The organism is Xanthomonas euvesicatoria, from assembly GCF_013112235.1.
Lineage (GTDB): Bacteria > Pseudomonadota > Gammaproteobacteria > Xanthomonadales > Xanthomonadaceae > Xanthomonas > Xanthomonas euvesicatoria.
The window spans coordinates 2,013,318-2,039,614 of record NZ_JABFFS010000001.1 but is presented as its reverse complement, the minus strand read 5'-3'; the positions used below and the strand labels follow the sequence as shown (position 1 = coordinate 2,039,614).

The following is a 26,297-nucleotide window of genomic DNA, read 5'->3' as shown; positions in this document are numbered from 1 at the left end:
CCCGGCTCACAACCTGAGATCGAGCAATTCATCGCCCAGATCCCCGTCAGACAATGTCTGCTGGATCAGTGCGCGATGTGCCTGCTCGCTCCAGAGTTCGAACTTGTCGCCCATGCCCAGCAGCACGGCCTTTTTTTCGATGCCCACCGCATTGCGGTGGCTGGCCGGAATGCTCAGACGGCCGTTGGCGTCCAGCTCCAGCACGGCGGATGAACCCACCAGCTTCTGTTGCAGCGTGCGGACCACGCGCTGGGTATTGGGCTTGGACATCACGTCGTCGCGCACCCGCTCCCACTCCTTTTCCGCATATAGCCACAGGCATCCGGCTTCGAAGGGGTTGTAGGTGAGGACCAGGCGATTGCCGCTGACACGCGCAACGAGGTCGCGGTATGCGGTTGGCACCGCCATACGCCCCTTGTCGTCCACCGTGATGGCAGTCTCGCCCTGAAACACCGAATGCAACCTCGAATACCCGCTGGGGGATCATTGAACCACGAAAAACCACAAAACACCTGGTTTTCCCTCCGTTGCCCACCTTAGCAGTGCGTCAAAGGTTGTCAACAGTTTTCAAGACCACAAATCGCCAGTTGCATCAATGAGTTGCGGCACTCTTTAGAGACTTGTTCAAAGGTTATCCACAAGTTGCTGTTTCGTCTCATATTTTGAGATTGAACGGAAATTCAGGGCGGTGAAGGCCATGTAAACCCGACTGCCGTCTCACTTCACATTGCGCCAGCTACGTATCCCAACTGCGCAAACAAGATGACAATCGGCGGCATGTGCTTGGTCGCTCTCGCCTGGAAAGCCCACCCGCGCTGGCGTTTGCTGCTGGTGGGCAACCGCGACGAATTCCATGAACGTCCCACTGCGGCACTGGCGAGCTGGGCGGCGCCGGCCGACAACATGCTGGCCGGCCGCGACCTACGCTCCGGTGGCAGTTGGGTTGGCCTGGGTCGGGACGGACGCGCTGCGGTGGTCACCAACGTGCGTGACCCGCTCGCCACGGCCTCGGGGCGCTCGCGCGGGCATCTGATCGCCGACTATCTGTCCGGCAGCCTGAGCGCTACTGCCTACGGCAACGCACTGGCCGGTGCCGCCCACGAGTTCCCACCTTTCAACCTGTTGCTGTGCGACGCCGACCGTTGCGAGCACCTGAGCAACCACCCACCGCTGGCACGGCGACTGGCTGCGGGCATCCATGGCATGTCCAACGGACCGCTGGATGCGCCGTGGCCCAAGACCGCCGCGCTGACCAGGGTGCTGCACCGCTGGTGCGCCAGCGGCGAGGAAGACCTGCAGCCGCTGTGGGCCGCCCTGGGCAACCCGGCCATCGCCCCCGACGCTGCGCTACCGCAGACCGGCGTGGACCTGCCCACCGAACGCCTGCTCTCGGCCGCCTTCATCAGCGGCCCCAGCTACGGCACCCGCGCCAGCACCATCGTTGCGGCAGACCATCACGGCCACGGCTTCATCCACGAACGACGCTTCGGGCCGAATGGGAGTTTCCAGGGCGAGACACGCCTGGAGATCCCTGGCTCGCGTTGACAAGCCACAGTCATGCGCATAGCGTGCGCATAACCAGGAGCCAATGCATGAATCGCTATTACGACGTTTCAGCGCAGAAGAAGCCGCTGAATCTGACCATCAATGCCGACCTGGCGGCGCAAGCCCGCGCGATGACTGGCAACCTTTCGGCAAAGGTGGAAGAGTTGCTGGCCGAGTACGTCACCAAGGAACGCGACAACCACAGCGCCAGAGCGCTTGAGCTGCAACGCGCCGCGAGCGAATGGAAGGTCTTCACTGAAGCGCACGGCTCCTTCGCCGACGAGTTCTCCACGCTATGACCGGCCAGTTCGATGTCTACGCCAATGTCGGCCAGAACAAGAACATCCCGTACGTGGTGGTGGTCCAGTCGAAGATCTTCGACGCCTCTCCTCGCCGCGTCGTCGTGCCCCTGGTCATCAAGTCCGGCCACTCCCCGACCCCATCCCGTTTCACCCCGGAACTCACCGTAGCCGGCCACAGCGTCATCCTGCAGCCTCTGGAAATGACCTCGGTGCCGCTGGCCGTGCTCAACAAACCTGCCGGCACATTGAAGGACCAAGGCCAGATCATCATCGACGCCCTGGACGAGCTATTCACCCGCTCGTTCGGTTAGGCGCAAAACAGAAAAACGCGTCAAGCAAGGCCGCAGCAACGCACACAGCGTTCGCCGCGAGGGCAAAGCCCAAGCCAAGCAGTAAAGATCGAAGCAGCAATCGCATTGATCGCAAACAGCCGAAAGCACCGGACAACTTACCGAGTGCAAGCCCCCTTGAGTCAAGGGGGCGCGGCGACAGCCGCGGGGATGTGGAATGCCCGGAGCGGGACCCGCGTTTTGTATCGCCTGCGGCGGTACAAAGCGTGGGCGCCTTCGAGAAGGGCGAACGCCCGAATGAAGGCGGCGACGCGTCGCGAGAGCCTCGACCAACGACCTACGCCTCGACCAACTGCCTACCTGCAAGCCCCCTTGAGTCAAGGGGGCGCGGCGACAGCCGCGGGGATGTGGAATGCCCGGAGCGGGACCCGCGTTTTGTATCGCCTGCTGCGGTACAAAGCGTGGGCGCCTTCGAGAAGGGCGAACGCCCGAACGAAGGCGGCGGAGCCGGCCGATAAGCCGGGTTCTGTCGTGGACAGTCATTCGTCTAGGCGCTACGTCACCGCAGCGCTCAAGCAACCTACCCGGATCCAGCGCGGGCCACGCCAATGGATCCCTATTTGGTCTTGCTCCAGGTGGGGTTTGCCGTGCCGGTCCGTTACCGGACTCGCGGTGCGCTCTTACCGCACCATTTCACCCTTACCGGCTCCCCGAAGGGAACGTAGGCGGTATCTTTCTGTTGCACTGTCCGTCGGCTTGCGCCGCCCAGGCGTTACCTGGCACCTTGCCCTATGGAGCCCGGACTTTCCTCGGCACTCTTGCGAGTGACGCGACTGTCTGGCCGACTCCGCCGGGGCGCATTCTACGCTATCGCTGCAGTGCAAAACGGCGCGGCGATTTCACGCTGGCCCTTGCCTTGTAGGAGCGCACCCGTGCGCGAGAGGGGGTACCGACCCACCACCGTCGCGTCCAGGCACGCTCCTGCAATGACCGTATTAGCCGCCATACAACGCCTTCCGCGGCGCGCCAGTCAGCTCGGCGGCCAGCTTGGCGGCAGTGGACGGCGGCAGGTGCTCGGCGAGCTTGGCGTAGACGCGGCGGCCTTCGGCGAGCTGGCCGTCGGCAGCGTCGGCGGCGCCCTGCACCATCACCACGAACTCGCCCTTGCGCTGGTTGTCGTCGGCTTCGACCTGGGCCTGCAGCTGCGCCAGGCTGCCGTCGAGCACGGTTTCGAACAGTTTGGTCAGTTCGCGGGCGATCACCGCCGGGCGGTCATCGCCGAAGGCCAGGCGCAGGTCGGCCAACGATTCGACGATGCGGTGCGAGGACTCGTAGAACACCAGGGTGCGGGTCTCGCCGGCCAGCCGCGCCAGGCGCTCGCGGCGGGCGGCGCTCTTGGCCGGCAGGAATCCCTCGAAGCCGAAACGGTCGCTGGGCAGGCCGGCCACGCTGAGCGCGGCGATCGCCGCACAGGCGCCCGGGACCGGGCTGACCTTGATGCCGGCCGCACGGGCGGCGCGCACCAGCTTGAAACCGGGGTCGCTCACCAACGGGGTGCCGGCGTCGCTGACGATGGCCAGCGACTCGCCTTCGCGCAGGCGCGCCACGATGCGTTCGGACATGGCGTCTTCGTTGTGGTCGTGCAGCGCCAGCAGCGGGCGGTCGATGCCGAAATGGCCGAGCAACTGGCGGGTATGGCGCGTGTCTTCGGCGCAGATCGCGGCCACGCCACGCAACACCTCCTGCGCGCGCGGCGACAGGTCGGCCAGGTTGCCGATCGGCGTGGCGACCACGTGCAGGGTTCCAGGGAACGTCATCAGCGGTTTTCCGGGGGCAAAGGGTAGAATCGTAGCGTTTTTAACGGTCCGCCCCGGCGGCCCCTGTCCAATGGATCTGAAATGAACAAGCGTGTTGCAAGGATCTCTGCCCTTTCGCTGATGGTGATGCTGGCCGCAGGTTGCGCCACCAGCAGCGTCACGCCGACCGCCTCGCCGACGCAGAGCGCAGCGCTGGCACTGCTGGATCAGGGCAAACCGCGCGACGCCGCGCAGCAGTTGGAAGCCGAAGCCGCCAGTGCCAGCGGCGCGCAGCGCAGCCGGTTGCTGGCGGCAGCGGCGTTCGGCTGGCACGACGCCGGTGACGATGCGCGGGCCCGCACGCTGCTGGCGCAGGTCAACCCACGCCACCTGAGCGGCGAGGAGCGGGCCCGCTTCGGGCTGCTCACCGGCGAGCTGGCGGTGCTCGACAAGCAGGGCGCGCAGGCGTTGCAGGCCCTGGGCGGCAGCCCGCAGGGGCTGACCCAGCCGCTGCAGACGCGCTGGCTGGTGGCACGCGCTGCGGCGCTGGAAGCCACCGGCGACCTGTTCGGCGCCGCAGCCGACCGCGCGCGTGCCGATGCCAGCCTGACCGGCACCGTGCGCAGCGACAACCAGCGCGCGATCGTGCGCCTGCTTGCCGCGCTCGACGACGCCACCCTCAAGGGCCGCACCGCTGCACTGCCGGCCGGCGACCCGTTGTACAACTTTGCCGGGCGCGCGTTGATCAGCCGTGGCCTGGCGTTGCCGCGCGCCTTCGAGCGCGATGCGCAGTGGGGCTTTGACACCAGCAAGCGCCCGCCGGCCGAGCGCGATGGCTACCGCCCACCGGTCAAGCTGGGCGTGCTGCTGCCGATCACCGGCAACCTGGCCACCGCCGCCGCGCCGGTACGCGATGGCCTGCTGGCCGGCTACTACGCCGAAACCCGCCGCCGCCCGGAAGTGCAGTTCTTCGACACCGCCGGCACCCCGGCCGGCGCCAATGCCGCCTACGACAAGGCAGTCAACGCCGGGGTGGATTACGTGGTCGGCCCGTTGGGGCGCGACGAGGTCAGCGCGCTGTTTGCGCGCGGCCAGTTGGCGGTGCCGGTGCTGGCGCTCAACCGCCCCACCGACAACAAGGCCCCGCCCACCGGCAGCGCAGGCTTCTCGCTGGCGCCGGAAGACGACGGCATCATGGCCGCCGAATACCTGCTCTCGCGCGAACGCCGCAACGTGCTGATCGTCGGCACCAGCGACGACAACGGCAAGCGCACCATCAAGGCCTTCCGCGACCGTTTCAGCGAACGCGGCGGCACGGTGGCCGGCAGCATCAGCGTGGCCGATGCGCCGGGCGATATCGGTGCGCAGTTGCGCAATTACGGCACTGCCGATGCAGTGTTTCTGGCAGTGCGCGGCAATACTGCGCGTGCGCTGGCGCCGCAGCTGGCGTTGGCCGGGTTCGCCGGCAAATCGCGCGTGGGTACCTCGCAACTGGTGGCCGGCACCGGCAAGGTCGAAGATGATCTGGCGCTGGATGGCATCGTCTACCCGAGCGAAACCTGGACCGCCCTGGGCGTGTCCGGCCTGCCGGCGGTCAGCCAGGTGGCCAGCACCCTGCCCAGCGCACGCGGCCCGGCCGCCCGCCTGTTCGCGTTCGGCTACGACGCCTGGAAGATCACTGCGTACCTGGAAAAACTCGCCACCGGCACCGATGGCGGCCTGCGCGGCGCCACCGGCACCCTGCACCTGGATGGCTTCGGCAATGTGTTGCGCACGCCGGCCTGGTCCACCTTCAGCGGCGGCCGCCCGACGCCGATCGCCGACGGCCGCTGAGCCATGCCGGCAGCGCGTCAGCAGCGTGGTGCGGCGGTCGAGGCGGCCGCACGCGCGTTGCTGGAGCAGGCCGGGCTGCGGCTGGTGGTTGGCAATGCCAACTACCGTGGCGGCGAACTGGATCTGGTGATGCGCGACGGGCCAGCGCTGGTATTTGTGGAAGTGCGTTACCGGCGCGATGACCGCTTCGGCGGCGGTGCGGCATCGGTGGACTGGCGCAAACGTCGCAAGCTGGTGCTGGCCGCGCAGTTGTTTCTTGGCGCCCACCCGACCCTGGCCGCGCTGCCGTGCCGCTTCGATGTGGTCGATGCCAGCGGCGAACCGCCGGTATTGCACTGGATTCGCGACGCGTTCCGCGCCGACGATTGCTGACCGCCACCGACGCTCACGCCAACGTTTTTATGCCAACCGTCATGACCCACGCAGCCGTGCCATTGGCGCTGTGGTGCGCCAGTGAACGCGGCCGCATCTCGCCACGCCTGCTCGCGGCCGGCGTGGCGGCGGCGATGCTGCCCGATGCCGATGTGCTGGCGTTCGCGCTGCACATTCCCTACGCCGATGCGTTTGGCCATCGCGGTGCCAGCCACTCGCTGTTGTTCGCCGCAATCGTGGGGTTGCTCGGCGTTGCGTTACATCGCCTGTTGCGCGCGGATGCCGTGCAGGCGTCTGTGTTTTTGTTCGTCTGTGCCGCCTCGCACCCGCTGCTGGATGCGATGACTTCCGGCGGCCTGGGCGTGGCACTGGGCTGGCCGTGGAGCCAGACGCGCTGGTTCGCGCCATGGCGGCCGATCCGGGTGTCACCATTTGCCACCGGCTTCTTCAATGCGCGTGGCCTGAGCACACTGCTCTCCGAGCTGCGCTGGGTCTGGCTGCCGCTCACCGTCGCCGTGCTGGGGTGGAAATGCATCCAGCGCGCGGCACCACAGGATCGCAAGTCATGACCGATGTACTTCCCACCGCACTTGCCGAGGTATTGGCCACGCGCCTAGGTACCGATGGCTGGTTGACCGGCGACGATGCGCGCCGCCGCTATGGCGAAGACGATTCGCGCCGCTGGGCATTGCCTACCGCAGTGGCGTTGCCGCGCGACACCGATGAGGTGGTGGCGATCGTGCAGGCGTGCCGTGCGCACGGCGTGCCGATCGTGGCGCGCGGCGCCGGCACCGGCACCACCGGCGCGGCGGTGCCGTTTTCCGGCGGCGTGGTGGTGTCGATGGCGCGCATGAACCAGATCCTGGCACTGCGTCCGCAAGACCGCTGCGCGGTGGTGCAACCGGGCGTGCTCAATGGCGACCTGCAGCAGGCGCTGCAGCCGCACGGATTGTTCTGGCCGCCGGATCCGTCCAGCGCGGAGATCTGCAGCGTCGGCGGCAATCTATCCACCAACGCCGGCGGCCCGCGCGCGGTGAAATACGGCGCCACCCGCGACAACGTGCTCGGCCTGGTGGCGGTGACCGGCACCGGCGAGGTGATCCGCTGCGGCGGTGCGTACACCAAGAATTCCACCGGTTACGACCTCACCCACTTGCTGGTGGGCAGCGAGGGCACCCTGGCGATCATCGTCGAGGCGACCTTGAAGCTGACCCCGCGCGCAATCGCGCAAGCCGGCCTGCGCGCGCTGTATCGCGATGCCTCCAGCGCCGCAGCCGCAGTGTCGCGGCTGATGGCACAACCGACCACGCCGACCATGCTGGAATTCATGGATGCCAGCGCGATTGCGCTGCTACGCCGCAATGGCAGCGACGTACCCGACGCCGGCGCCATGCTGTTGATCGAAGCCGACGGCGATCACGACACCTTGCCCTACGCGCTGCAAGCCCTGCACGAGGCGGCCGATGGCCAGGGCGTACTGGGCCTGGACGTGGCCGCCGATGGCAGCGCGCGCGACAGGTTGTGGGCCGCACGCCGTGCCTTGTCGCCGGCCTTGCGCACCATCAAGCCGGGCAAGATCAATGAGGACGTGGTGGTGCCGGTGTCGCGCATTCCCGAACTCGTCGCCGGCGTGGAAGCACTCGCTGCGGAATTCGCGCTGCCCATCGTCGCCTTCGGCCATGCCGGCAACGGCAACCTGCACGTCAACATCATGTACGACCCGGCCGATGCCGACGAAGATGCCCGCGCACACGCCGCCCTGCCACGGCTGTTTACGCTGGTGCTGGCGCTGGAGGGCACGCTCTCCGGCGAACACGGCATCGGCGTGGCCAAGCGCGATTTCATGAGCCAGGCGTTCAATCCAGCCACGCTGGCGGCCATGCGCGCGATCAAGGCGGCGCTGGACCCGGATGGCATCTTGAATCCGGGGAAGGTGTTGCCCCACTCGCCTGCCGGGCGATAGTCCGATGCAGACCCACACCATGAGTCAGTTGCTTCAGAAAGCACTCGATCCATACCGCAACCAGGCGATGGAACGGCTGCTCATCGCACGCGATGCGTTTCACTACAGCGCCGCTGGCTATGCGCTGCTGACCTCGCCGGAAACCGGTCCGGAAATAGCGCGGCATCGCATCCATATCACCGAGTCGGGCTTCACCATTACCCAGGACGATGCCTCACCAGGGCCGGCAGGCAATGGTTACCGTATCCGCTTCAACGCTGCCGTGCAGGCCGGCCTGGCGCGGTCGACGATGGACGCGGCCTATGCGCGCATGCTCTCGGAGAGCGTGGCCGCCACCGGGGATTACGCTACGGCAAAGAACGAGTTTACCCAGTTGCGCGACCAGGACTGGTTCGCCTTCGCGATGCACCTGCGCAACGCCTTCAGCCACAACAACATCTGGAACTTCGGCAAGAGAAGCAAGCTTCCCGTCCGATGGCGCAGCTTTACCATCGACGCTGCAATGGCTGGACTTCCCCTCAATGACTTCCTTCCCTGGTACCACGGACTGCAACTGTGTGCGCAGATGATCCTGTACGTCGAAGGCATCGTCGATTACCGGCAGCAACGCGTCCCCTGTTACACGCAGTCATCCACCTCCGGCGCACCAGATACGCTCAACGCATCACTCCGATAAACCGCAGCCCCACGCCCGGCTCGGTGACGATGTAGTGCGGGTCGGCGGCGTCGTCCTGCAGTTTCTGGCGCAGTTTGCCGACCAGGATGCGCAGGTAGTGGGTGTCTTCTTCGTGGGTGGGGCCCCACACCTCGCGCAGCAACTGCGGCTGGGTGACCACGCGGCCGGCGTGTTTGAGCAGCAGTGCGAGCAAGGCGTATTCCTTGCGGCTCAGCGGCACGGCCTCGCCGTGCAGGGTGACCTCGCGCAGGCCCAGATGGATATGCAGCCGGCCGTCGTCGAACACGCTTTCTTCCACCGTGCTGCCGGCGCCGGCCTGGCGCAGCAACGAGCGGATGCGGGCCATCAATTCCTGCACGCCGAAGGGCTTGGTGACGTAGTCGTTGGCGCCGGCATCGAGCGCGGCGACCTTTTCGGTTTCGCCGGCGCGCACCGTGAGCATGATCACCGGCACGTTGGACCACTGGCGGATCTCGCGCAGGACTTCATGCCCATCGCGATCGGGCAGGCCGATGTCCAGCACCACCAATTCGGCGCCCTGCCCGGCCAGCAAGGCCAGGCCTTCTTCGCCGGTGCCGGCCTGCAGCACGCGATAGCCCTGCGCACGCAGGCTGATGTCGAGAAAACGACGGATCTGCGGCTCGTCGTCGACGATCAGCACGCGGGCGGGCGGGATGGCGGTGAGGTCAGTCGGCATCGGGGCGAGGTGGCGCGGCGGGAACGAGCAACGGCAGCGTAATGCGGATTGTGGTGCCGTGACCATGCGCGCCTGCCAATGCCTCCACGCTGCCCCCGTGCGCGCCGATCATGCCCTGGCAGATGGCAAGACCCAAGCCGGTGCCGTTGCGCCCGCGGTCACCGCGCTCCACGCTGTAGAACATGTCGAAGATCCGCGCGCGCTCGTCTTCGGGAATGCCCGGCCCCTGGTCGCCGATGTCGATCTGCAGCGCGCCGGCGCGCAGCTGCGCGTGCACGGTCACCGGCACGCCGGCTGGCGAAAATTTCGCCGCATTTTCCAGCACGTTGAAGATGGCCTGTTCCACCAGCGCCGGGTGCACCCAGATCGCCGGCAGGTCGGCGGCCAGGTCCAGTTGCAGGCGCACCTCCGGCTGGTAGCGCTGCAGGCGGCGGGTGGCCGAGCCGATCAATTCATCGACGCCGATCCAGTCGCGATTCAAGGTCAGGCCGGTGTGGCCGAGCCGGGTCATGTCGAGCAGGTTCTGGATGTAGCGATCCAGTCGCTCGCCTTCGAGCTGGATGGTGTCGAGCAGGCTGTGGCGGTCGTGCGCGTCCATCGCATCGCCGTAGCTGGCCAGGCTGCTGGCCGAGCCGATCATCGAGGCCAGCGGCGAGCGCAGATCGTGCGAGACCGACGAGAGCAAGGCAGAACGCAGGCGCTCGGTTTCGCCGCTGACGCGTGCGCCTTCCAGATCGGCGACCAGACGCGTGCGCAGCGCGGCCTGGCCGATGTCTTCCACCATCGCTTCGGCCAGGCGGCGTTGTTCCAGGCCGGGCCGTTGCAGAGTCTGCCGAAAGCGCAGCGCGGCCACACCCAGCGTGCCGCGCTCGTGGCGCACCGGCAGGCACCACCATTGCGCGCCGGCCAGGGTATCGGTGAAGCGGCCGGCCGGTTGGCCGTGGCGCTGGGTCCAGTCTGCGGCGCTGCGATCGAGCGCACCGAAGCTGGCGGGTGCGTCGCTTTCGCGCTGCTCCAGGCGTAGCCAGACGTCGGCATCCAGCGCAGTGGTCAGCGCGCGACGGCCGGCTTCCAGCACCTGCCCCAGATCGGCGGCGGTGCTGAGCTGGCGACCCAGTGCCTGCAAGGCGTTGGCATGCGCGTTGGCCGCGCGCAAGGCCAGTACCTGGCTGCGCAGGCGCGAGGCCAGCCGGCCGGCGACCAACGCGGCGATCAGGAACATGCACACCGTCACCACGCCCTGGCGCGCGCTGATCTGCAAGGTGAAACGCGGTTCGATGAAGAAGAAGTTGTAGGCGACAAAACTCAGCAATGCGGCAACCACCGCCGCAGCCATGCGCGTGCGCGAGGCCACCAGCACCACCGCGACGATGAACACCATCGACAGGTCGTCGATATCGGTCCAGCGTTGCAGCAACCACGCCACGCCCACCGCACCGGCTGCCGCGATCGCAGCGAACGCCATGTCGTAACGCTGCAGCCATTGGCGCGGGTTGCGCCAGCGTTGGCGCGCACGTGCGCGCGCATCGGCGGAGCTGACGATGACCAATTCGTAATGCGCGCCACGTTGCAGCAATTGCTGGGTCAGCGTGCGGTTGAACATGCGCGCCAGCGGGCGCTCGCGGGTGCGCCCCAGCACCAGGGTGGAAATGCCGTTTTGCGAAGCGAAATCCAGCAAGGCATCGGCCACGTTGGTGCCGTGCAGCAGCGCGCTGTCGCCACCGAGACGATGGGCGAGCGCGAATGCGCGATCGATTTCCAGCTGCCAGGCCGCATCGGTCACGGTGCGGGTCTGGACGGTGACCACCGTCCACGGTGCATCGCGCCGCTCCGACAGGCGCCGCGCCACGCGCACCAGATAATCCGAGCTGCCACGGCCATCGATGGCTACCACCACGCGGCGTCGCAACGCAGCGGTGCCAGGCAAGCCGCGCGCGGCCTGGGTATCGCGCAGATCGCTGTCGACGCGATCGGCAGCGGTCTGCATCGCCAGCTCGCGCAACGCGGTGAGGTTGGAAGGCGAGAAAAACGCCTGCAACGCCTGCGTGGCCTGCTCGGGCAGATACACCTTGCCCTGCTGCAGGCGCTCGATCAGTTCGCGTGGCGGCAGGTCCACCAGCACGATGTCGCGCAGGCGGTCGAATACGGCATCGGGCACGGTCTCGGACACGCGCACGCCGGTGATGCGCAGCACGATGTCGTTGAGGCTTTCCAGGTGCTGGATGTTGACCGTGGTGTAGACGTCGATGCCGGCATCGAGCAACTCCACGATGTCTTGCCAGCGCCGCTCATGGCGGCTGCCGGGCACGTTGCGGTGCGCCAGCTCGTCGATCAGGGCCAGCCGCGGTTTGCGTGCCAGCAGTGCATCCAGATCCAGTTCTTCCAGCATGCGGCCCTGGTAACTGACCCGGGCGCGCGGCAGCAGCGGCACGCCTTCCAGCAGCGCCGCGGTTTCGCTGCGCCCGTGCGTCTCCACCACGCCGGCCACCACATCCATGCCCTGGCGCAGGCGCTCGCGCGCCCGCGACAACATGGCGTAAGTCTTGCCGACTCCGGGCGCGGCGCCCAGGAACACCGTCAGCCGCCCACCATGTTCGCGCTGTAATTCGCCGATCAGGGCGTCGGCTTGCTGGGTGCGGGCATCGGACATGCGGGAATGGACAGTCGGGGATTGGGAGTGGGCGAAGCGGGGCCCGGGACCCGGGACCCGGGCCCCGGAAGAGCCTACCGCGCAATGCTGCATGATGACTGCGTTGGCAGGTAGCACGCTTGGCAACAAGCAAATGCGTAATCCTGCAGTTACTGCTTCGGCATTTCCCGGGTCCCCGGTCCCGGGTTCCGGCCCCCGGCCTCATCCAACGCGAGGTTCAAAGCCAACACATTCACCCGCGGCTGCCCAAGCAGCCCGAACTGGGGCGCTTCGGTCGCCGCCTGCACCAGGGCGGCAACGCGTTGCTCGGGCCAGCCGCGTGCGGCGGCCACCCGGCGGATCTGTACCTGGGCGCCGGCCGGGCTCAGGTGCGGGTCCAGGCCGCTGCCGGATTGGGTCAGCAGCTCGCCCGGTACGGCTTCAGGGGCGATGCCGTCGCGTGCGGCCACTTGTGCACGCGTGGTCGCGATACGGGCCAGCAAATCGGGATTGGAGCGGGCCTGGTTGCTGCCGGCCGCGGCGGTGAGGTCGTACTTGGCGGCCGACGGACGCGGCTGGAAATAGCGCGCATCGGTGAACGGCTGGGCCACCAAGGCCGAACCAACCACGCGCGCATCGACGCGCACCAGCGAACCGGTGGCCTGCTCGGAGAACAGCGCACCGGTGATGCCGGTGGCGATCAGCGAGTAGGCCAGGCCCAACCCGAACAAGATGAACACCGCGAGCATCAGCGAACCGCGCAGAATGCCGCCGTCGCGTAATGGCAAGGAAGAAGACATGGACATGTTTCCGGAAGAAGAAAGGGGCATCACGCGTGGCTCAGGCACCGAGGACGGCAACCAGCGCCAGATCGATCACTTTGATCGCCGCGAACGGCAGCAACACGCCGCCCACGCCGTAAATCAGCATGTTCCGGCGCAGCAGCGCGGTGGCGCTGGAAGGACGAAAACGTACCCCGCGCAACGCCAGCGGAATCAATGCCGGAATGATCAACGCATTGAAGATCAAGGCCGCCAGCACCGCATGACGCGGGCTGGAGAGCTGCATCACGTTGAGCGCTGCCATCGACGGGATGGCGGCTGCAAACAGCGCCGGCAGGATCGCGAAGTACTTGGAAACGTCGTTGGCCAGCGAGAAGGTGGTCAACGCGCCACGCGTGATCAGCTGCTGCTTGCCCACTTCCACCACCGCCAGCAACTTGGCCGGATCCGAATCCAGATCCACCATGTTGCCGGCTTCCTTGGCCGCCTGGGTGCCGGAGTTCATTGCCAGGCCCACATCGGCCTGCGCGAGCGCCGGGGCGTCGTTGGTGCCGTCGCCGACCATCGCCACCAGCCGTCCGCCCGTCTGTTCGGCACGGATGCGTGCCAGCTTGTCTTCCGGGCGTGCCTGGGCGATGTAGTCGTCCACGCCGGCTTCGGCAGCGATCGCCGCCGCGGTGAGCGGGTTGTCGCCGGTGATCATCACGGTCTTGATGCCCATCGCACGCAACTGCGCGAATTTTTCCTTGATGCCCTGCTTGACCACGTCGCTCAACTCGACCACACCGAGCACATGACGGCCTTCGGCCACCACCAACGGTGTGGCGCCGCCACGTGCGACCTCCTCGATACGGCCCTGCAATTCCGGCGAGACCGTTGCGCCCTGCGCCTGCACATACGCCACGATCGCATCGCCGGCGCCCTTGCGGATGCTGCGCCCACCGATATCCACGCCGGACATGCGCGTCTGCGCGGTGAACGCGATGAAATGCCCACCCTCGGCTTCCACTGCGACCGCACCTTGCTGACGCGCCAGCTTGACGATGGACTTGCCTTCCGGTGTGGGGTCGGCCAGCGAGGCGAGCATGGCCGCATCGCGCAGTTGTGCACGGTCGACGCCGGCCAGCGGATGGAATGTGGTGGCCTGGCGGTCGCCGTAGGTGATGGTGCCGGTCTTGTCGAGCAGCAGCACATCCACGTCGCCGGCCACTTCCACGGCCTTGCCCGATTTGGCCAGCACATTGGCCGACAGCGCGCGGTTCATGCCGGCGATACCGATCGCCGGCAACAGCCCGCCGATGGTGGTCGGGATCAGGCACACCAGCAATGCGATCAGCAGCAGCGGATCCAGCGTGACGCCAACAAAGCCCGCGATCGCCGGCAACGATGCCACCACGATCAAGAACGTCAGCGTCATCGCGGCCAGCAACAAGGTCAGCGCGATTTCGTTCGGTGTCTTTTGCCGGTTGGCACCTTCCACCAACGCAATCATGCGATCGAGGAAGCTGTGTCCCGGTTCGGCAGTGACCTTGAACACGATCTCGTCGGAGAGCACGCGCGTGCCGCCGATCACGCCGCTGCGATCGGTACCGGCCTCGCGCAGTACCGGTGCCGATTCGCCGGTCACCGCCGCTTCGTTGATGGTGGCCACACCGCGCACGATCTCGCCATCGGCCGGCACGAACTCGCCTTCGGATACCATCACGTAATCGCCCGGACGCAACTCCGCTGCCGGCACACGCGTTTCGCGGCCACCGAGTGCGGTTTCCACCCTGCGTGCCACCAGGTCCTTGCGCGCACGCCGCAGCGATGCAGCCTGGCCGCGACCGCGCGCTTCGGCGATGGCTTCGGCAAAATTGCCGAACAGCACGGTGACGAACAGGATCGCCGTCACCGCCCAGCCGAAGCCGGCATGCGAATGCCCGCTGGCGGTGATCACCGCCGCCAGCAAGGTGCCGCCCATCACCACCGCCATCACCGGGCTGCGCAGCAGATGCCGCGGCGCCAACTTGGCGAACGCCGCACGCATCGCCGCAACCAGCACGGCGGCATCGAACAACGCTGCGTCACCGCGCTCGCGTTTTTCAGTCGTATCGATCGTAGACATTGCTCAAAACTCTCAGGACGCCGCCAGGGCGAGGTGTTCAGCGATAGGACCCAGCACCAGTGCCGGCATGAACTGCAGCACGGTCAGCACGATCACGATCGCCATCAGGGTCAGCGCAAAGGTGGGCGTTTCGACCTGCAGGCTGCCGGCCGATTCCGGCGCACGCCGCTTGACTGCCATGCGGGCGGCCACCATCAGCGGCAGGATCAACGCCGGATACCGTCCCAGCGCCAGCACCGCCGAACAGCTCAGGTTCCACCAGTACGTGGCATCGCCCAGGCCTTCGAAACCCGAACCGTTGTTGGCGAATGCAGAGGTGTACTCGTAGAACACCTGGCTGATGCCATGGAAGCCGGGGTTGGAATTGGCAGTCAGTGCCGGGACAGCCAGCGCCACTGCGGTAAAGCCCAGCACCACCAGCGGCTGCAGCAGGATCAACAGCGCCAGCAACTGCACTTCGCGCGATTCGATCTTGCGGCCGAACAACTCCGGCGTGCGCCCGGTCATCAAACCGGCCAGAAACACGCTCAGCAACAGATACACCACGAACTGCTGCAGACCACAGCCGATACCGCCCCAGATGGCGTTGATCAGCATGTCCACCAGCGTGACCAGGCCACTCAACGGCGCCAACGAATCGTGCATCGCATTGACCGAGCCATTGGAGGTCTGCGTGGTCAACGCCGCCCACAATGCCGAGGCATCGGCACCGATGCGCACTTCCTTGCCTTCCATCAGCGCCGGCGAGTTGGCGCTGGCCGAATGCGCTTCGGACCACAGCAATAGCGCGGTGGACGCGGCCGACATCGTGAGCATCGTGCCGAACACCAATGCCGTCAGGCGCTTGCGCCCGGTCAGGTAGCCGACCATGAACACCACGCTCATCGGCAGCAAGACCAACGCGAGCGTTTCAAGCAGATTGCTCAACGGCGTTGGGTTTTCCAGCGCCACCGAACTATTGGGGCCATACCAGCCACCGCCATTGGTGCCCAGCTGTTTCACCGCCACCATCGCCGCAACCGGGCCCACCGCAATGGTCTGCTTGGGCATGCCCGCGCTGCTATCCAATGGCGTTGCCGTCGCCGCGCCCTGTAATGTCGACGGCACGCCCTGCCAGCCGAGCAGCACGGTCCACAGCAGGCACAGCGGCAACAACACGCGCACGCTGGAGCGAATCACGTCGGCCCAGTAATTGCCGACGTCCGCTTCAGGCAGGGCTTCCAATCCCGACCCGCCGTGCTGGCGCCCTGGACGCGACGGTTCCGGCTCCGAACTCTCCGCCACGGCCGCCGTGTCCGGATTCGCTGCAGCAATCGACGCCTGTCTGGCGGCACGCCCACCGAACAATGCGCGCAGCGTTGCAACCGCCAATGCCAAGCCCATCATCGGCGTCACCACCTGCAGGCCGACGATGCCGGTCATCTGCGACAGATACGACAGCTGCGCCTGGCCAGAGTAATGCTGCTGATTGGTGTTGGTGACGAACGACACCATGGTGTGCAGGGCGGTATCCCACCGCATGTTGGGGATGGCATCCGGGTTGAACGGCAGCCATGCCTGGGTCATGAACACCACCCAGGTCAGCAAGCCAACGACAAGGTTGCTGAGCAGAAATGCCATGCTGTATCCGCGCCACGACATGCCCTGCTGCGGACGCGTGCCAAGCAAGGCATACAACGGCCGTTCGATCCAGCCGAACAGCGCATCGCCGCGCATCGGTGCACCGCGCATCACCGCAGCCATGTAACGGCCCAGGGGCCACGCCAGCACGATGGCCAGCGCGTACACAAGAAAAGTGTCAGTCATTGAGGCGTGCTCGGATCAGAAGTCTTCGGGCCGCAGCACCACGTACAGCAGGTACGCAGCAGCAACGAGTACGGCCACGCCGCACAACAGGGACAACCAGCCAGGCATATCGGTCACTCCCCCGAACGCGCGCACGGCGGCGCGATAAGTGCGATGTGCAACGGCGTAGGCGGCGTGTGCGTGCCAACATGGCAAAGCGCTGCCGCACCGTGCGCGCAGCGCCGATGGAGCAGACAGGTCAAGGGATGCATCGGGATCGTCCACGGCGGAACCGCTCCGCCAACCTGCGCAGTCTCTGCCTGGGCCGCGTAAAGTCGCTATGGATCTGCCGCCGGCGCTGCGTAAAGTCCGCATAAAATGCGCGGGCCAGCGCTGCGCCTCAACCAGATGGCCCGCCGCGCGTTCCGACGGTTGGCTTGCCTGGCTGCGCCGGCTTCAGGCACGCAGATGGCAGCGACGCTGCGAAGTTCCATCTGCTCAAGGGTCGCGCCGGACAGGGGGGCTCCAGGCACGCGCGTCCGCTGCGTGACCAGACCACACTCAATCAAACAGTGCTCACATGTCCATATACCTGCGCGACACAGTCGCAAGCATCATGCTGGCCGTGGCGATCGCGTCGTCGCATCTGGCGATAAGTTCAGCGGCCTGGTTCGGGATCGCAACAGCCTGCGCACGGACGGCGGCAATGACCGGTATCTGCTCGCTCGGGAAGAGGCTCGCCGCCGCTGCAAGCACATCAAGGCTGCACAGGTAACGCACCGCGGCAGGCTGGTGCGGCAACGCCCCAGCCAACCGCCTCAGCACCGCAGCGCCGCTCTCTGTGCTGTCCAATGCGTGCACGGCGCGCGTCAATTCCCTGAAGGCAGCCTGGCGCACTCCCGGATCGGGCAGTCTGTTCAACAAGGCCACCAGGTGGGTCAAGGCTTCGGCTCCATCGCCGGAACGCGCGAGGTGCTCGGCAAGCTGCGCATACGCTTGCTGGAATCGATGGATCGGCTCCAATCCGACAAGATGCAGCCGTAGGGTCACCTCCGCCAGCAGGCGGGGGCCGGTCTGGAGTGCAGCAGCCTCGGTGATCGCCAGGTTGACTGCCTCCTCGGGCAGATGCCTGATCGCCGATGCCAGCAAATTAAACGGAAGCGCTCCGCCGATGCCTCCGGCAGCGCCACCCTGGGCCGGAGCCACTGCGCCTTGCGGCCCTGGCTCACCATCACCTTGCACGCCCCCTGCATCAGCCTCTGCGACTGCCCCTATGTGGCCAACGTGCGCTGCTCCGGCAGCAGCCTGCAGCGCTTGCCGGCGCGTGGCAATCAAACTGGGCAAGATTGCATGGAACGCGAGCGCGCGCAGGTCCTCGGGCAAGCATCCCAGGTCATCCGTCAAGCGCGCCACCACGCGAAATGCCATGTTCCCGGAATGGCGGGTGGCGTGATTCAACACCGCGGTAAACGCCTCAAATCGCTGCGCCTGCGGCAATGATGGAATCCGCGCTGCAAGCCTTCCGTATCCGCGCAATATCTGCTCGCTGCGATCCTCATCGTCCGGGTAGGGGAAATGCGCCACTTCGTCCAGGGCGACACGCATGCTTTCTGCAGTATGGACGTCCCCGAACTCCAAGCTCGGGTCATAGCGCGGCCGCGCTGTCAGGAACGCTCGCACATCCCTGGTGTCTTCCGCCATCTGCCGCGAGACGCTGCCCAGGCGCACGAGGCTGCGCGGTCCACACCGCTGCGCAATCTCGCGGCGTAGATCATTCGGCAGCGCAGATAGCCCGTCGAACGTCTCGGCACGCCGGGGTGGCACTGTGCCTGGGTCGAGGACTCCTTGGCTCGCCGAAGCCTGCGACGTCTCCTGCGTTTGGCTGGTTGACGCCACAGCGTGCGGCAGACCGGTTCGGGTGATCGGCATCTCGGGTCTCCTGCGGTGTGCCGCAGCAGCGGCATCGAGTTAGGCTTCGTGCGTACTTTCCCGAAAGCGACCTCGTGTCCGCGCGCACAGCCAGAAATCGCGTTCGCCTGGGCGAACGCGACGTGACCGATGCAGATGCGGGTTCGGCGGCTGGCACGCCACCCGCCGCTGTTCGCCAGTCTCGCGGCGGACGATCTGGGACGATGCAGATACGGCGTGCTGCCCTACCGAAGCGGCACGTTCAACACGGAGGGCGCTGCAACTGGCGAGGTGAATGTCACCGTGCCACCGCCCTCGCTGGCATCGGTGTAGCGCGCGTCGCGGGTGTCGATCACCAACACCAGTCGCTGCCCTGCGGGAATCTCGGTTGCCGCCGCCTGCAGTGGCCAGTCCAGCGTGACTGCACGGCCCGGTGTGGAATTGCGCAACGAGTACGGCGCATGCGTGATCAGTTGCGCGACGCCCAAGCCATCCATGCGGTACAGATACGCGAACAGACTGACGTTGGACTGACTGGGCACCACTGTCACGCGTAGCGACGGGCTACCGGTCAGGCGCCGGGTGCTGGTCAATGGCGAGCCGACCCACACGGCGGCACCGGCGCGGTTGACCAGCGGAATCGAGGTGCTCACCGGCAGGCCGATGCCTCGCAGCAAACCGCTGACCAGCACCACCCCGGAATCGGCCACGGTCGGCACGCCGGTGGCGATGCGCGATTGCCACCCGCTGGACGTCCCGCCGGTCAATCCACCGGTGGGACTAAGCAAGCCGGCTGGTGCGGACAGACCCAGCTGCGTGGTTGCCTGTTGCACCGATGCCCAGTCCGGATAGTCCAGCCATTGCCCGGCACGTGGCGATAGCCGCACCGGTGCTTCGGCATCTACGCCATTACGCACCTGCTTGAGATGGCGATCGAACCAGCGCGTGGTCGCGGTATAGATCTCATTCGGCAATCCCAACGCACCAGGCAGCTCTGCGGTGGCGTGATCGCCCTGGCTGAGCAGCAGTTGTTTGGGGCCACGCAACTGGTTGAAGAACGCGATGGTCTGGTTCGGCGGAAACAGGCCGTCGTTGAAGGCATTACCCAACAAGACCGCGGTCCCACGCGCGTTGAGCGCTGCCACATCGGTCGCAGGGCTGCGCGAGGCGGCCTGCGGCAGGAAGCCCTGCACCGCGCCATCGTAATCGCCTTGCGCCACGCGTGCGCCGATCTGCGCCAGATCCGGGCCGGCCCGGCCGGTGAGTGCGCCCGCACCCACCAGCAGGCCGACGCCCTGCTGGCTGACGGTGCGATTGGAATATAGCGCCGCTTCCAGATCGGCCCAACCGCTGAGCGCGGCCACCGCCTTGATCCGCGGGTCGCGCTCGGCTGCCAGCAGGCTGATGCCTGCCCCGTACGAAATGCCCGACGCACCGATCGCATCCGGGTTAGCCGGCGTATGCGCCAACGCCCAGTCGATCACCGCGCTGACGTCTTCCACCGTGTCCGGCCCGGCGATATCGATCTGCCCGGCCGAATCCCAGAATCCACGCGAGGTATAGCTGACCACCACGTAGCCGTCGCTGGCCAGTTGGGTGGCGCGCCCCAGATATTCCAGATTGGGCAACGACCAGCTGGCCGGCATCACGATCAGCGGAAACGGCCCGGCGCCCTGCCCTTGCGGCACCAACACCAATGCGCCCATCTGGGCACCGTCCCAGCCGGGAATGCGTTCATAGGTCTTGCTGAAGGCGCCTGCCACGGCCGACGCCGATGCCAACAGCAACGCCAGTGCGGCGATGCTCCCGATCCAACGCTTGCTCATGCTGCTGTCTCCCACGCGAGGCCAGGCCGGGATGGCCCAGCGGCAACTGCGATGCATCCGTGGTTCGGGGGAGAACGGGGCGAACGTACCAGACGGTACGGTATGGCTCAAGGGCCGGGATTCGGGATTCGGGATTCGGGATTCGGGATTCGGGATTCGGGATTCGGGATTCGGGATTCGGGATTCGGGATTCGGGATTCGGGATTCGGGATTCGTTGCTTGCGCAAGCGGGAGCGGCCGGGCAGACTGGTTCGCTGCCTTCTCCCGCTCGCGGGAGAAGGTGCCCGGAGGGCGGATGAGGGCTGGCAGCACCCGTTGTTTCCAATGCGCTCCACCGAACTTCGCAGCAGGCGCCACCGCCGCCTCCACTACGGCACCCAACGATCAGCGCAGCAGCATCGTCTCAGCGCAGCGCACCGGCACTGCCCGCATCCACCGCACGCTCCAACCCCACGCCTCAGCCGACGAAATGCTGGTAGCCGCGCTGCGGTGGGTGCCAGGGGTTGCCCTCGGCGTCGTGTACCACCACGCCGGGCGTGGCGACAATCTGGCCGATGCGCGTTGCAGCCACCGTTGCAAATTCCATTGCCTGCGCCACGGCATCGCGATGCTGCGGCGCGGCGGTGAAACACAACTCGTAATCGTCGCCACCGCCAAGTTGCCAGCCCAGGCACTGCACCACGTCGATTCCGGCACTGCGCGGCATCGCCGGCAAGGCCGCGAGCACCAGGCGCGCACCCACGCCGCTGCGTTCGCATAGATGCCCCAGATCGGCCAGCAGCCCGTCGGAGATGTCCACGCAGGCATGCGCAAGCCCGCGCAGGCGCAGCCCCGCCTGCACGCGGGGCTGCGGACGCAGCAGGCGGCCGCGCCAGCGCTCGTGCAACGGGTCGGCCGCCGCGCAGGTCACATCCAACTGGCCGGCCTGCCACAACGCCAACGCGGCGGCGGCTTCACCCGGCGCGCCGGTCACCCACACGTCATCGCCAACGCGCGCACCATCGCGCCGCAGCGCGGCGCCCGGCGGCAGGCTGCCGATCGCAGTCACCGCGCACGACAACGGCCCGCGCGTGGTGTCGCCACCGACCAGCACAATGTCGTGTGCATCAGCCAGCGCGAAGAAGCCATCGGCAAAGCCATCCACCCATGCCGCATCGTCGTGCGGCAACGACAACGACAAGGTGCACCAACGCGGTTGCGCGCCCATCGCCGCCAGATCGGAGAGATTGACCGCCAGCGTCTTCCAGCCCAGATCGTCAGCGCGCGTCTCGTGCGGAAAATGCACGCCTGCATTGAGCGTATCGGCAGTGATCGCCAACTGTTCACCGGCCGGCGGCTGCAGCAACGCCGCATCGTCGCCGATGCCCAGCGGCACATCGGCGCGCGCTGCAATGCGCGCACGCAGACGGGCAATTAGATCGAATTCGGGCATGTAGGCGAGAATCGGGAGAAGGGAATCGGGAATCGCAAAAGCGCGTCAGGAGATATCGGAGATGGTGCTCTTACGATTCCCCATTCCCGACTCTCCATTCCCGCGGCGCCTCAGGCGCCGCTAGCGCCGCTGGCGCCCGACTCCACCTTGCGCCACTCCACCGCGGCGCGGTCCAGCACCCCGTTGACGTAGGTGTGGCCGTGCTCGGAGCCGAAGCGCTTGGCAGTTTCGATCGCTTCGTTGATCACCACGCGGTACGGCACATCCTGGCGGTACAGCAATTCGTAGGCGGCCAGGCGCAGCACGGCGCGTTCGATCGCATCGACCTCTTCCACGCTGCGATCCAGGTACGGCGTCAGCGCGGTATCCAGCTCGGCGCGGTTGCTCAGCACGCCTTCAACCAGGTTCTCGAAGTACGCCAGATCGGCCACTTCGTGCGCCTGCTCGTGCGCGAACTGGGCGATCACCTGCTTGGCAAAACCGCCGGAGATCTGCCAGGCATAGACCGCCTGCAAGGCGCGTCGACGTGCGCGCGAGCGCAGCACCGGGTCGATGCCGTCGCGACGGCCGTGGCGCGAATGCCCACCGGGCTTGCTCATGGCAACAACTCCATCAAATTCACCAGTTCCAGCGCTGCAAGCGCGCATTCCTCGCCTTTATTGCCGTGGCTGCCGCCGGCACGGGCTTCGGCATCTTCCACGCGTTCGACCGCCAGCACGCCATTGAGCACCGGCACGCCGGTCTGCAGCTGCACGCTCATCAGGCCTTCGGCACACAGGTCGGCCACGTGCTCGTAGTGGCGGGTATCGCCACGGATCACGCAGCCCAGCGCGATGATCGCGCCGTGCTGGCCGGACTGCGCCACGCGATTGGCGGCGATCGGGATCTCCCAGGCGCCCGGCACGCGGATCACGTCGATGGCGTCTTCGCCGATACCGTTGCCGGCCAGGCTCTGGCGCGCGCCGGCAACCAGCACGTCGGTGATGCGGGCATTCCAGCGGCTGGCGATGATCGCAAAGCGCGCGGTGGTGGGGCGAAGATCGCCTTCGTAGTGGGTCATGCGGGTCGGCAACTCGAGGGGGCGGGAAGTTTAACAGCTGCCGGGCCCAGGCCTGGCCGACGCGTGTGGGCCCGGTCGGCCAAAGCAGACCCGGCCATGCGTTTCAGCAACACGGGGCGTGGCAAATGGCCCACTGCGCAACCGGCCGGGGGCGGGCCACGGCTGGAACCGGTAGCCGGCCCCAGGCCACTTCAGCGCCGCCACACGCAGCGCGCAGCTGACAGCCGCGCGCCGTCAGCTAACTGACAGTCCAGACCAACGGGACCGGCCAAGTGAGCTCGCAGCCATCTCAGGGAACGGCAGACGGCGGCACCGAGCGCACGCCTTCACCGGGGGTGGCATTCCAGATACTCAACCACCTCCAGCCCGAACCCGGCCAACCCCACCTGGCGCCGAGGGGTGCCCAGCACGCGCAACTTGCCCAGGCCGAGGTCGGCCAGGATCTGGGCGCCGGCGCCGTTGCGCCGCCACTGACTCACGTCCTTGGCATTGGCGGCCGCTTCGGGCTGCTGGCGCAGCCGTGCCAGCAGCGATTCGCTGTCGCGTGGCGCCGACAGCACCACCATCACGCCCTGCCCTTCGGCGGCGATCGCGCGCAAGGCGTCGGTGGCTGCCACGCCGAAGTCATCGCGCTGCCAGTGCAGCAGGTCGGCCAACGGGTTTTCCACCTGCACGCGTACCAGCGTCGGCGTCTGCGGATCGGCGCGACCGCGCACCAGCGCAAAGTGCAGGTCGTGCGCGATGCGGTCGCGGTAGGTCACCAGCTTGAACGGACCGAATTCGGTGGTGATCTGCCGCTCGTCCACGCGCTCGACGGTGTGCTCATTGGCAAGCCGATATGCGATCAGGTCGGCGATCGAGCCCATCTTCAGGCCATGCTCGCGCGCGAACACTTCCAATTGCGGGCGGCGCGCCATGCTGCCGTCCGGGTTGAGCACTTCCACCAGCACACCGGCCGGTTCCAGCCCGGCCAGCATCGGCAGGTCGCTGGCCGCTTCGGTGTGGCCGGCACGGGTCAGCACGCCACCGGGCTGGGAGATCAACGGGAAAATATGCCCAGGCTGGCTCAGATCCTGGGGCCGGGCATCCGGGCGTACGGCGGTACGCACGGTGTGCGCGCGGTCGTAGGCCGAAATGCCGGTGGTCACCCCTTCGGCCGCTTCGATGCTGACAGTGAAGTTGGTCTGGAACTGCGCGGTGTTGTTGCGCACCATCGGCGCCAGACCCAGCTGCGCGCAGCGCTCGCGGGTCAGCGACAGGCACACCAGCCCGCGCGCGTGGGTGACCATGAAGTTGATGTCAGACGGCTTCACCAACTCGGCGGCCATGATCAGATCGCCTTCGTTTTCGCGGTCTTCGTCATCGACGATGACCACCATGCGCCCGGCGCGCAATTCTTCGATCAGTTCCGGAACGGGTGCGAAATTCATGCTGCCCCCCGTGCGCCGAGCAGGCGTTCCACATAGCGCGCCACCAGATCGATTTCCAGGTTCACCGCCGCACCGACCGCAGTCTGCGCAAACGCGGTGTGGGCCACGGTATGCGGAATCAAGGCGACCTCGAAGCCGTCTTCGTCTACGTCATTGACGGTGAGGCTCACGCCGTCCACGCAGATCGAGCCCTTCTTGGCCACATAGCGCAACACCGACGCCGGCGCAGCAAACCGCCAACGCTGCGCACGTGCATCGTCATGAACCGACTGCACCTGGCCCAGGCCATCCACATGTCCGCTGACCAGGTGCCCGCCAAGCCGGTCGGTAGGCCGCATCGCGCGTTCCAGATTGAGCAGTGCGCCCTCTGGCAACGCGCCCAGGGTGGTCAGCGACAGCGTCTCGGTCGAGGCATCGGCCTGAAAACTGGCCGCGTCGAACGCGATCACGGTCAGGCACACGCCATTGACCGCGATGCTTTCGCCCAACTGGACCGCTTCGAACGGCAGCGTGCCGGTGGCGAAGGTGAAGCGCACATCGCCGCCCTGCGGCTGACGCGCGGCCAGTTGGCCGACGCCTTCAATGATGCCGGTGAACATCAGCGTGCCCCCGCTTGCAACAGCACGGCTGCCGTGACGGAGCGCTGGAAGGCCGCGGCGCAGCGCGGCAGGTGGTGCATGGACATTAGTCGTTTCTCGCAGGAGTTGAGCGAAAAACGCCGCAAGGCAAAGCAAACAGGCGCGCGCGCAGCCGCAAGGCCGCGCGTTGGCCGTCTTCTTTCATCCGGACTATACCGTCGGCTCCGGCATCGGACCGGATCTGCTGACCTTGCCCAGCAGGCGTTTGGCGTTGATCCGCTCAACCCTGGAGTGCAAGCGCTCGCGGGCTCGCACGCTTGCGCATGCCTACCGCCGGTGGGGAATCGCACCCCGCCCTGAAGACGTTCGTGAGTACCGGCGAACCGGCTCGCAAAGTTTAACAGGGCACATCGACGCAATGGCCGAGCGGGGGCCAAGGCTGGCAGGACACTGCGTCATGTCGAGAAATCCCCCATAGCCAGGATTGTGAAGGATCTGTTAATTTACGCGCCGCGACGGGAGACGTCGTTCTTTTCCACCTCGCAACGAGGTGGAGACACGGACATCAATTCGAAGAGAGACATCCAATGCGTAACACCCTGATCATGGCTGCCCTGCTGGCTGCCGCACCGTTTGCCGCTTCTGCGGAAGGCTTGAGCTACAACTACGTCGAAGGCGGCTGGAACCGTACCGAAATCAGTGTAAACAGCGACGCCGATGATCTCGACGGTGGCTACCTGCTAGGCTCTTGGCAGATTGCCGAGCCGGTTTACGTTTTTGCTGGCTATCAGCGCGCGACCGAGAATTACAGCCCGTTTGCTGGTATCACTGCAGAAATCACTGTGCAGCAGGCCCACGCTGGTATCGGCTATCGCCAGGAAATGACCGAGCGCGTGGATTTCAACGCCGAGTTCGCTGTCCTGCGCAACAAAGGCAAAGTCGAATCGCGCGTCAACGGCCGCAGACTGGGTGAAGCGTCGGACTCGAGCAACCTGGGCTTCGCCAACCTGGGCCTGCGTGGCAAGCCTTCGCCGCGCACCGAAGCCTGGATCAAGGCCGGCTACATCGACGGTAGCGACGTGGACAAGGGTGAGTTCGTCGGCACCCTGGGTGGCCAGGTCAACTTCACCCGCACCTGGGGCCTGGTCGCCGAAGCGCAGTTCGTCGACAACGCCAACCAGTACAAGGTCGGCGTGCGCGCGAGCTTCTGATCGGCGCTTCGCAGATACACCAAGGCCCCGCATGCGGGGCCTTTTTTATGCGCGCAATAGCACGGCCGCGCAGCA

23 protein-coding genes, 1 other RNA gene, 1 pseudogene and 1 riboswitch are annotated in these 26,297 nt (G+C 66.5%); of the genes and pseudogenes, 9 read left to right on the top strand and 16 right to left on the bottom strand.

All coding sequences use genetic code 11. The annotated features are described in order from the left end of the window. Positions 1–6: 6 nt before the first annotated feature. Positions 7–462 carry a division/cell wall cluster transcriptional repressor MraZ gene (gene mraZ, locus HLH45_RS08690; protein ID WP_005910933.1) on the bottom strand — a complete coding sequence of 152 codons (456 nt, stop codon included), beginning with the start codon at positions 460–462 and terminating at the stop codon, positions 7–9. Between the two features lie 300 nt (positions 463–762). On the opposite strand from mraZ, the gene HLH45_RS08685 reads away from it, so the two are divergent. From HLH45_RS08685 to HLH45_RS08675, 3 genes are read left to right on the top strand one after another with little or no spacing between them, the layout of a single operon-like run. After that, positions 763–1,545, top strand: a complete 783-nt coding sequence (locus HLH45_RS08685; protein WP_008571281.1) for an NRDE family protein — start codon at positions 763–765, stop codon at positions 1,543–1,545. A 47-nt stretch (positions 1,546–1,592) separates the two neighbouring features. Further along, the gene (locus tag HLH45_RS08680; RefSeq protein ID WP_008571282.1) at positions 1,593–1,844 is read left to right on the top strand and encodes a type II toxin-antitoxin system CcdA family antitoxin; all 252 of its coding nucleotides are present in this window, start codon (positions 1,593–1,595) and stop codon (positions 1,842–1,844) included. After that, a complete protein-coding gene (locus tag HLH45_RS08675; RefSeq protein ID WP_008571283.1) occupies positions 1,841–2,158 on the top strand; it encodes a CcdB family protein in 318 nt (105 codons plus the stop codon). The genes HLH45_RS08680 and HLH45_RS08675 overlap by 4 nt, the downstream gene beginning before the upstream one ends. A 478-nt stretch (positions 2,159–2,636) precedes the next feature. On the opposite strand, the gene rnpB is transcribed toward HLH45_RS08675, so the two are convergent. Both rnpB and rsmI read right to left on the bottom strand, forming a co-directional pair. Beyond that, positions 2,637–2,986: RNase P RNA component class A (gene rnpB, locus HLH45_RS08670), an RNA gene on the bottom strand. A 146-nt stretch (positions 2,987–3,132) separates the two neighbouring features. Beyond that, on the bottom strand, positions 3,133–3,954 hold the full coding sequence (rsmI, locus tag HLH45_RS08665; RefSeq protein ID WP_008571550.1) for a 16S rRNA (cytidine(1402)-2'-O)-methyltransferase: 822 nt from the start codon (positions 3,952–3,954) through the stop codon (positions 3,133–3,135). Between the two features lie 120 nt (positions 3,955–4,074). Between rsmI and HLH45_RS08660 the strand changes: the two genes are divergently transcribed. From HLH45_RS08660 to HLH45_RS08640, 5 genes are all read left to right on the top strand, one after another. Beyond that, positions 4,075–5,766 carry a penicillin-binding protein activator gene (locus HLH45_RS08660; RefSeq protein ID WP_171309882.1) on the top strand — a complete coding sequence of 564 codons (1,692 nt, stop codon included), beginning with the start codon at positions 4,075–4,077 and terminating at the stop codon, positions 5,764–5,766. A gap of 3 nt (positions 5,767–5,769) precedes the next feature. Next, positions 5,770–6,138, top strand: coding sequence for a YraN family protein (locus HLH45_RS08655; RefSeq protein WP_008571510.1), 369 nt, complete (start codon positions 5,770–5,772; stop codon positions 6,136–6,138). 29 nt (positions 6,139–6,167) lie between these two features. Beyond that, positions 6,168–6,707 (top strand): metal-dependent hydrolase, encoded by a 540-nt coding sequence (locus tag HLH45_RS08650; protein WP_033478494.1) that lies wholly within the window; start codon positions 6,168–6,170, stop codon positions 6,705–6,707. Beyond that, positions 6,704–8,101 carry an FAD-binding oxidoreductase gene (locus HLH45_RS08645; RefSeq protein ID WP_008571512.1) on the top strand — a complete coding sequence of 466 codons (1,398 nt, stop codon included), beginning with the start codon at positions 6,704–6,706 and terminating at the stop codon, positions 8,099–8,101. The genes HLH45_RS08650 and HLH45_RS08645 overlap by 4 nt, the downstream gene beginning before the upstream one ends. Positions 8,102–8,168: 67 nt before the next feature. Next, positions 8,169–8,777: a hypothetical protein gene (locus HLH45_RS08640; RefSeq protein ID WP_046932260.1), complete on the top strand. Its 609-nt coding sequence runs from the start codon at positions 8,169–8,171 to the stop codon at positions 8,775–8,777. Here HLH45_RS08640 and HLH45_RS08635 read toward each other — a convergent pair. The 13 genes and pseudogenes from HLH45_RS08635 to HLH45_RS08575 all read right to left on the bottom strand — a co-directional run bounded on the left by HLH45_RS08635 (position 8,758) and on the right by HLH45_RS08575 (position 25,032). Then, positions 8,758–9,474, bottom strand: a complete 717-nt coding sequence (locus tag HLH45_RS08635) for a response regulator (RefSeq protein ID WP_008571514.1) — start codon at positions 9,472–9,474, stop codon at positions 8,758–8,760. The two genes, HLH45_RS08640 and HLH45_RS08635, sit on opposite strands and share 20 nt — an antisense overlap. Then, positions 9,464–12,124: a DUF4118 domain-containing protein gene (locus HLH45_RS08630; protein WP_008571515.1), complete on the bottom strand. Its 2,661-nt coding sequence runs from the start codon at positions 12,122–12,124 to the stop codon at positions 9,464–9,466. Before HLH45_RS08630 ends, HLH45_RS08635 begins: the two co-directional genes overlap by 11 nt. Positions 12,125–12,273: 149 nt before the next feature. Further along, a complete protein-coding gene (gene kdpC, locus HLH45_RS08625) occupies positions 12,274–12,903 on the bottom strand; it encodes a potassium-transporting ATPase subunit KdpC (RefSeq protein ID WP_014089384.1) in 630 nt (209 codons plus the stop codon). Between the two features lie 40 nt (positions 12,904–12,943). After that, positions 12,944–14,992, bottom strand: a complete 2,049-nt coding sequence (gene kdpB, locus HLH45_RS08620) for a potassium-transporting ATPase subunit KdpB (RefSeq protein WP_039419306.1) — start codon at positions 14,990–14,992, stop codon at positions 12,944–12,946. Positions 14,993–15,004: 12 nt separating this feature from the next. Beyond that, positions 15,005–16,798 (bottom strand): potassium-transporting ATPase subunit KdpA, encoded by a 1,794-nt coding sequence (gene kdpA / locus HLH45_RS08615; RefSeq protein WP_033479173.1) that lies wholly within the window; start codon positions 16,796–16,798, stop codon positions 15,005–15,007. 15 nt (positions 16,799–16,813) lie between these two features. Further along, the gene (locus HLH45_RS08610; RefSeq protein ID WP_005910961.1) at positions 16,814–16,906 is read right to left on the bottom strand and encodes a potassium-transporting ATPase subunit F; all 93 of its coding nucleotides are present in this window, start codon (positions 16,904–16,906) and stop codon (positions 16,814–16,816) included. 447 nt (positions 16,907–17,353) lie between these two features. After that, on the bottom strand, positions 17,354–18,706 hold the full coding sequence (gene xopI / locus HLH45_RS08605; RefSeq protein ID WP_008576800.1) for a type III secretion system effector F-box protein XopI: 1,353 nt from the start codon (positions 18,704–18,706) through the stop codon (positions 17,354–17,356). A 224-nt stretch (positions 18,707–18,930) separates the two neighbouring features. After that, positions 18,931–20,511, bottom strand: a complete 1,581-nt coding sequence (locus HLH45_RS08600; RefSeq protein WP_008576798.1) for a CocE/NonD family hydrolase — start codon at positions 20,509–20,511, stop codon at positions 18,931–18,933. A 457-nt stretch (positions 20,512–20,968) separates the two neighbouring features. Next, positions 20,969–21,943 (bottom strand): thiamine-phosphate kinase, encoded by a 975-nt coding sequence (gene thiL, locus HLH45_RS08595; RefSeq protein WP_008576787.1) that lies wholly within the window; start codon positions 21,941–21,943, stop codon positions 20,969–20,971. A gap of 110 nt (positions 21,944–22,053) precedes the next feature. Next, positions 22,054–22,542 carry a transcription antitermination factor NusB gene (gene nusB, locus HLH45_RS08590; protein WP_005910971.1) on the bottom strand — a complete coding sequence of 163 codons (489 nt, stop codon included), beginning with the start codon at positions 22,540–22,542 and terminating at the stop codon, positions 22,054–22,056. Continuing rightward, complete coding sequence (gene ribH, locus HLH45_RS08585; RefSeq protein WP_003490334.1) at positions 22,539–23,003, bottom strand: 6,7-dimethyl-8-ribityllumazine synthase; 465 nt, start codon at positions 23,001–23,003, stop codon at positions 22,539–22,541. The genes nusB and ribH overlap by 4 nt, the downstream gene beginning before the upstream one ends. Positions 23,004–23,292: 289 nt before the next feature. Continuing rightward, positions 23,293–24,433: pseudogene (gene ribB / locus HLH45_RS08580) on the bottom strand (3,4-dihydroxy-2-butanone-4-phosphate synthase). Further along, the gene (locus HLH45_RS08575) at positions 24,430–25,032 is read right to left on the bottom strand and encodes a riboflavin synthase (protein ID WP_008576782.1); all 603 of its coding nucleotides are present in this window, start codon (positions 25,030–25,032) and stop codon (positions 24,430–24,432) included. The pseudogene ribB and the gene HLH45_RS08575 overlap by 4 nt, the downstream one beginning before the upstream one ends. A 168-nt stretch (positions 25,033–25,200) precedes the next feature. Then, positions 25,201–25,379: riboswitch (FMN riboswitch) on the bottom strand. A 219-nt stretch (positions 25,380–25,598) separates the two neighbouring features. Here HLH45_RS08575 and HLH45_RS08570 point away from each other — a divergent pair. Then, a complete protein-coding gene (locus HLH45_RS08570; RefSeq protein WP_008576780.1) occupies positions 25,599–26,222 on the top strand; it encodes a hypothetical protein in 624 nt (207 codons plus the stop codon). Positions 26,223–26,297 lie beyond the last annotated feature (75 nt).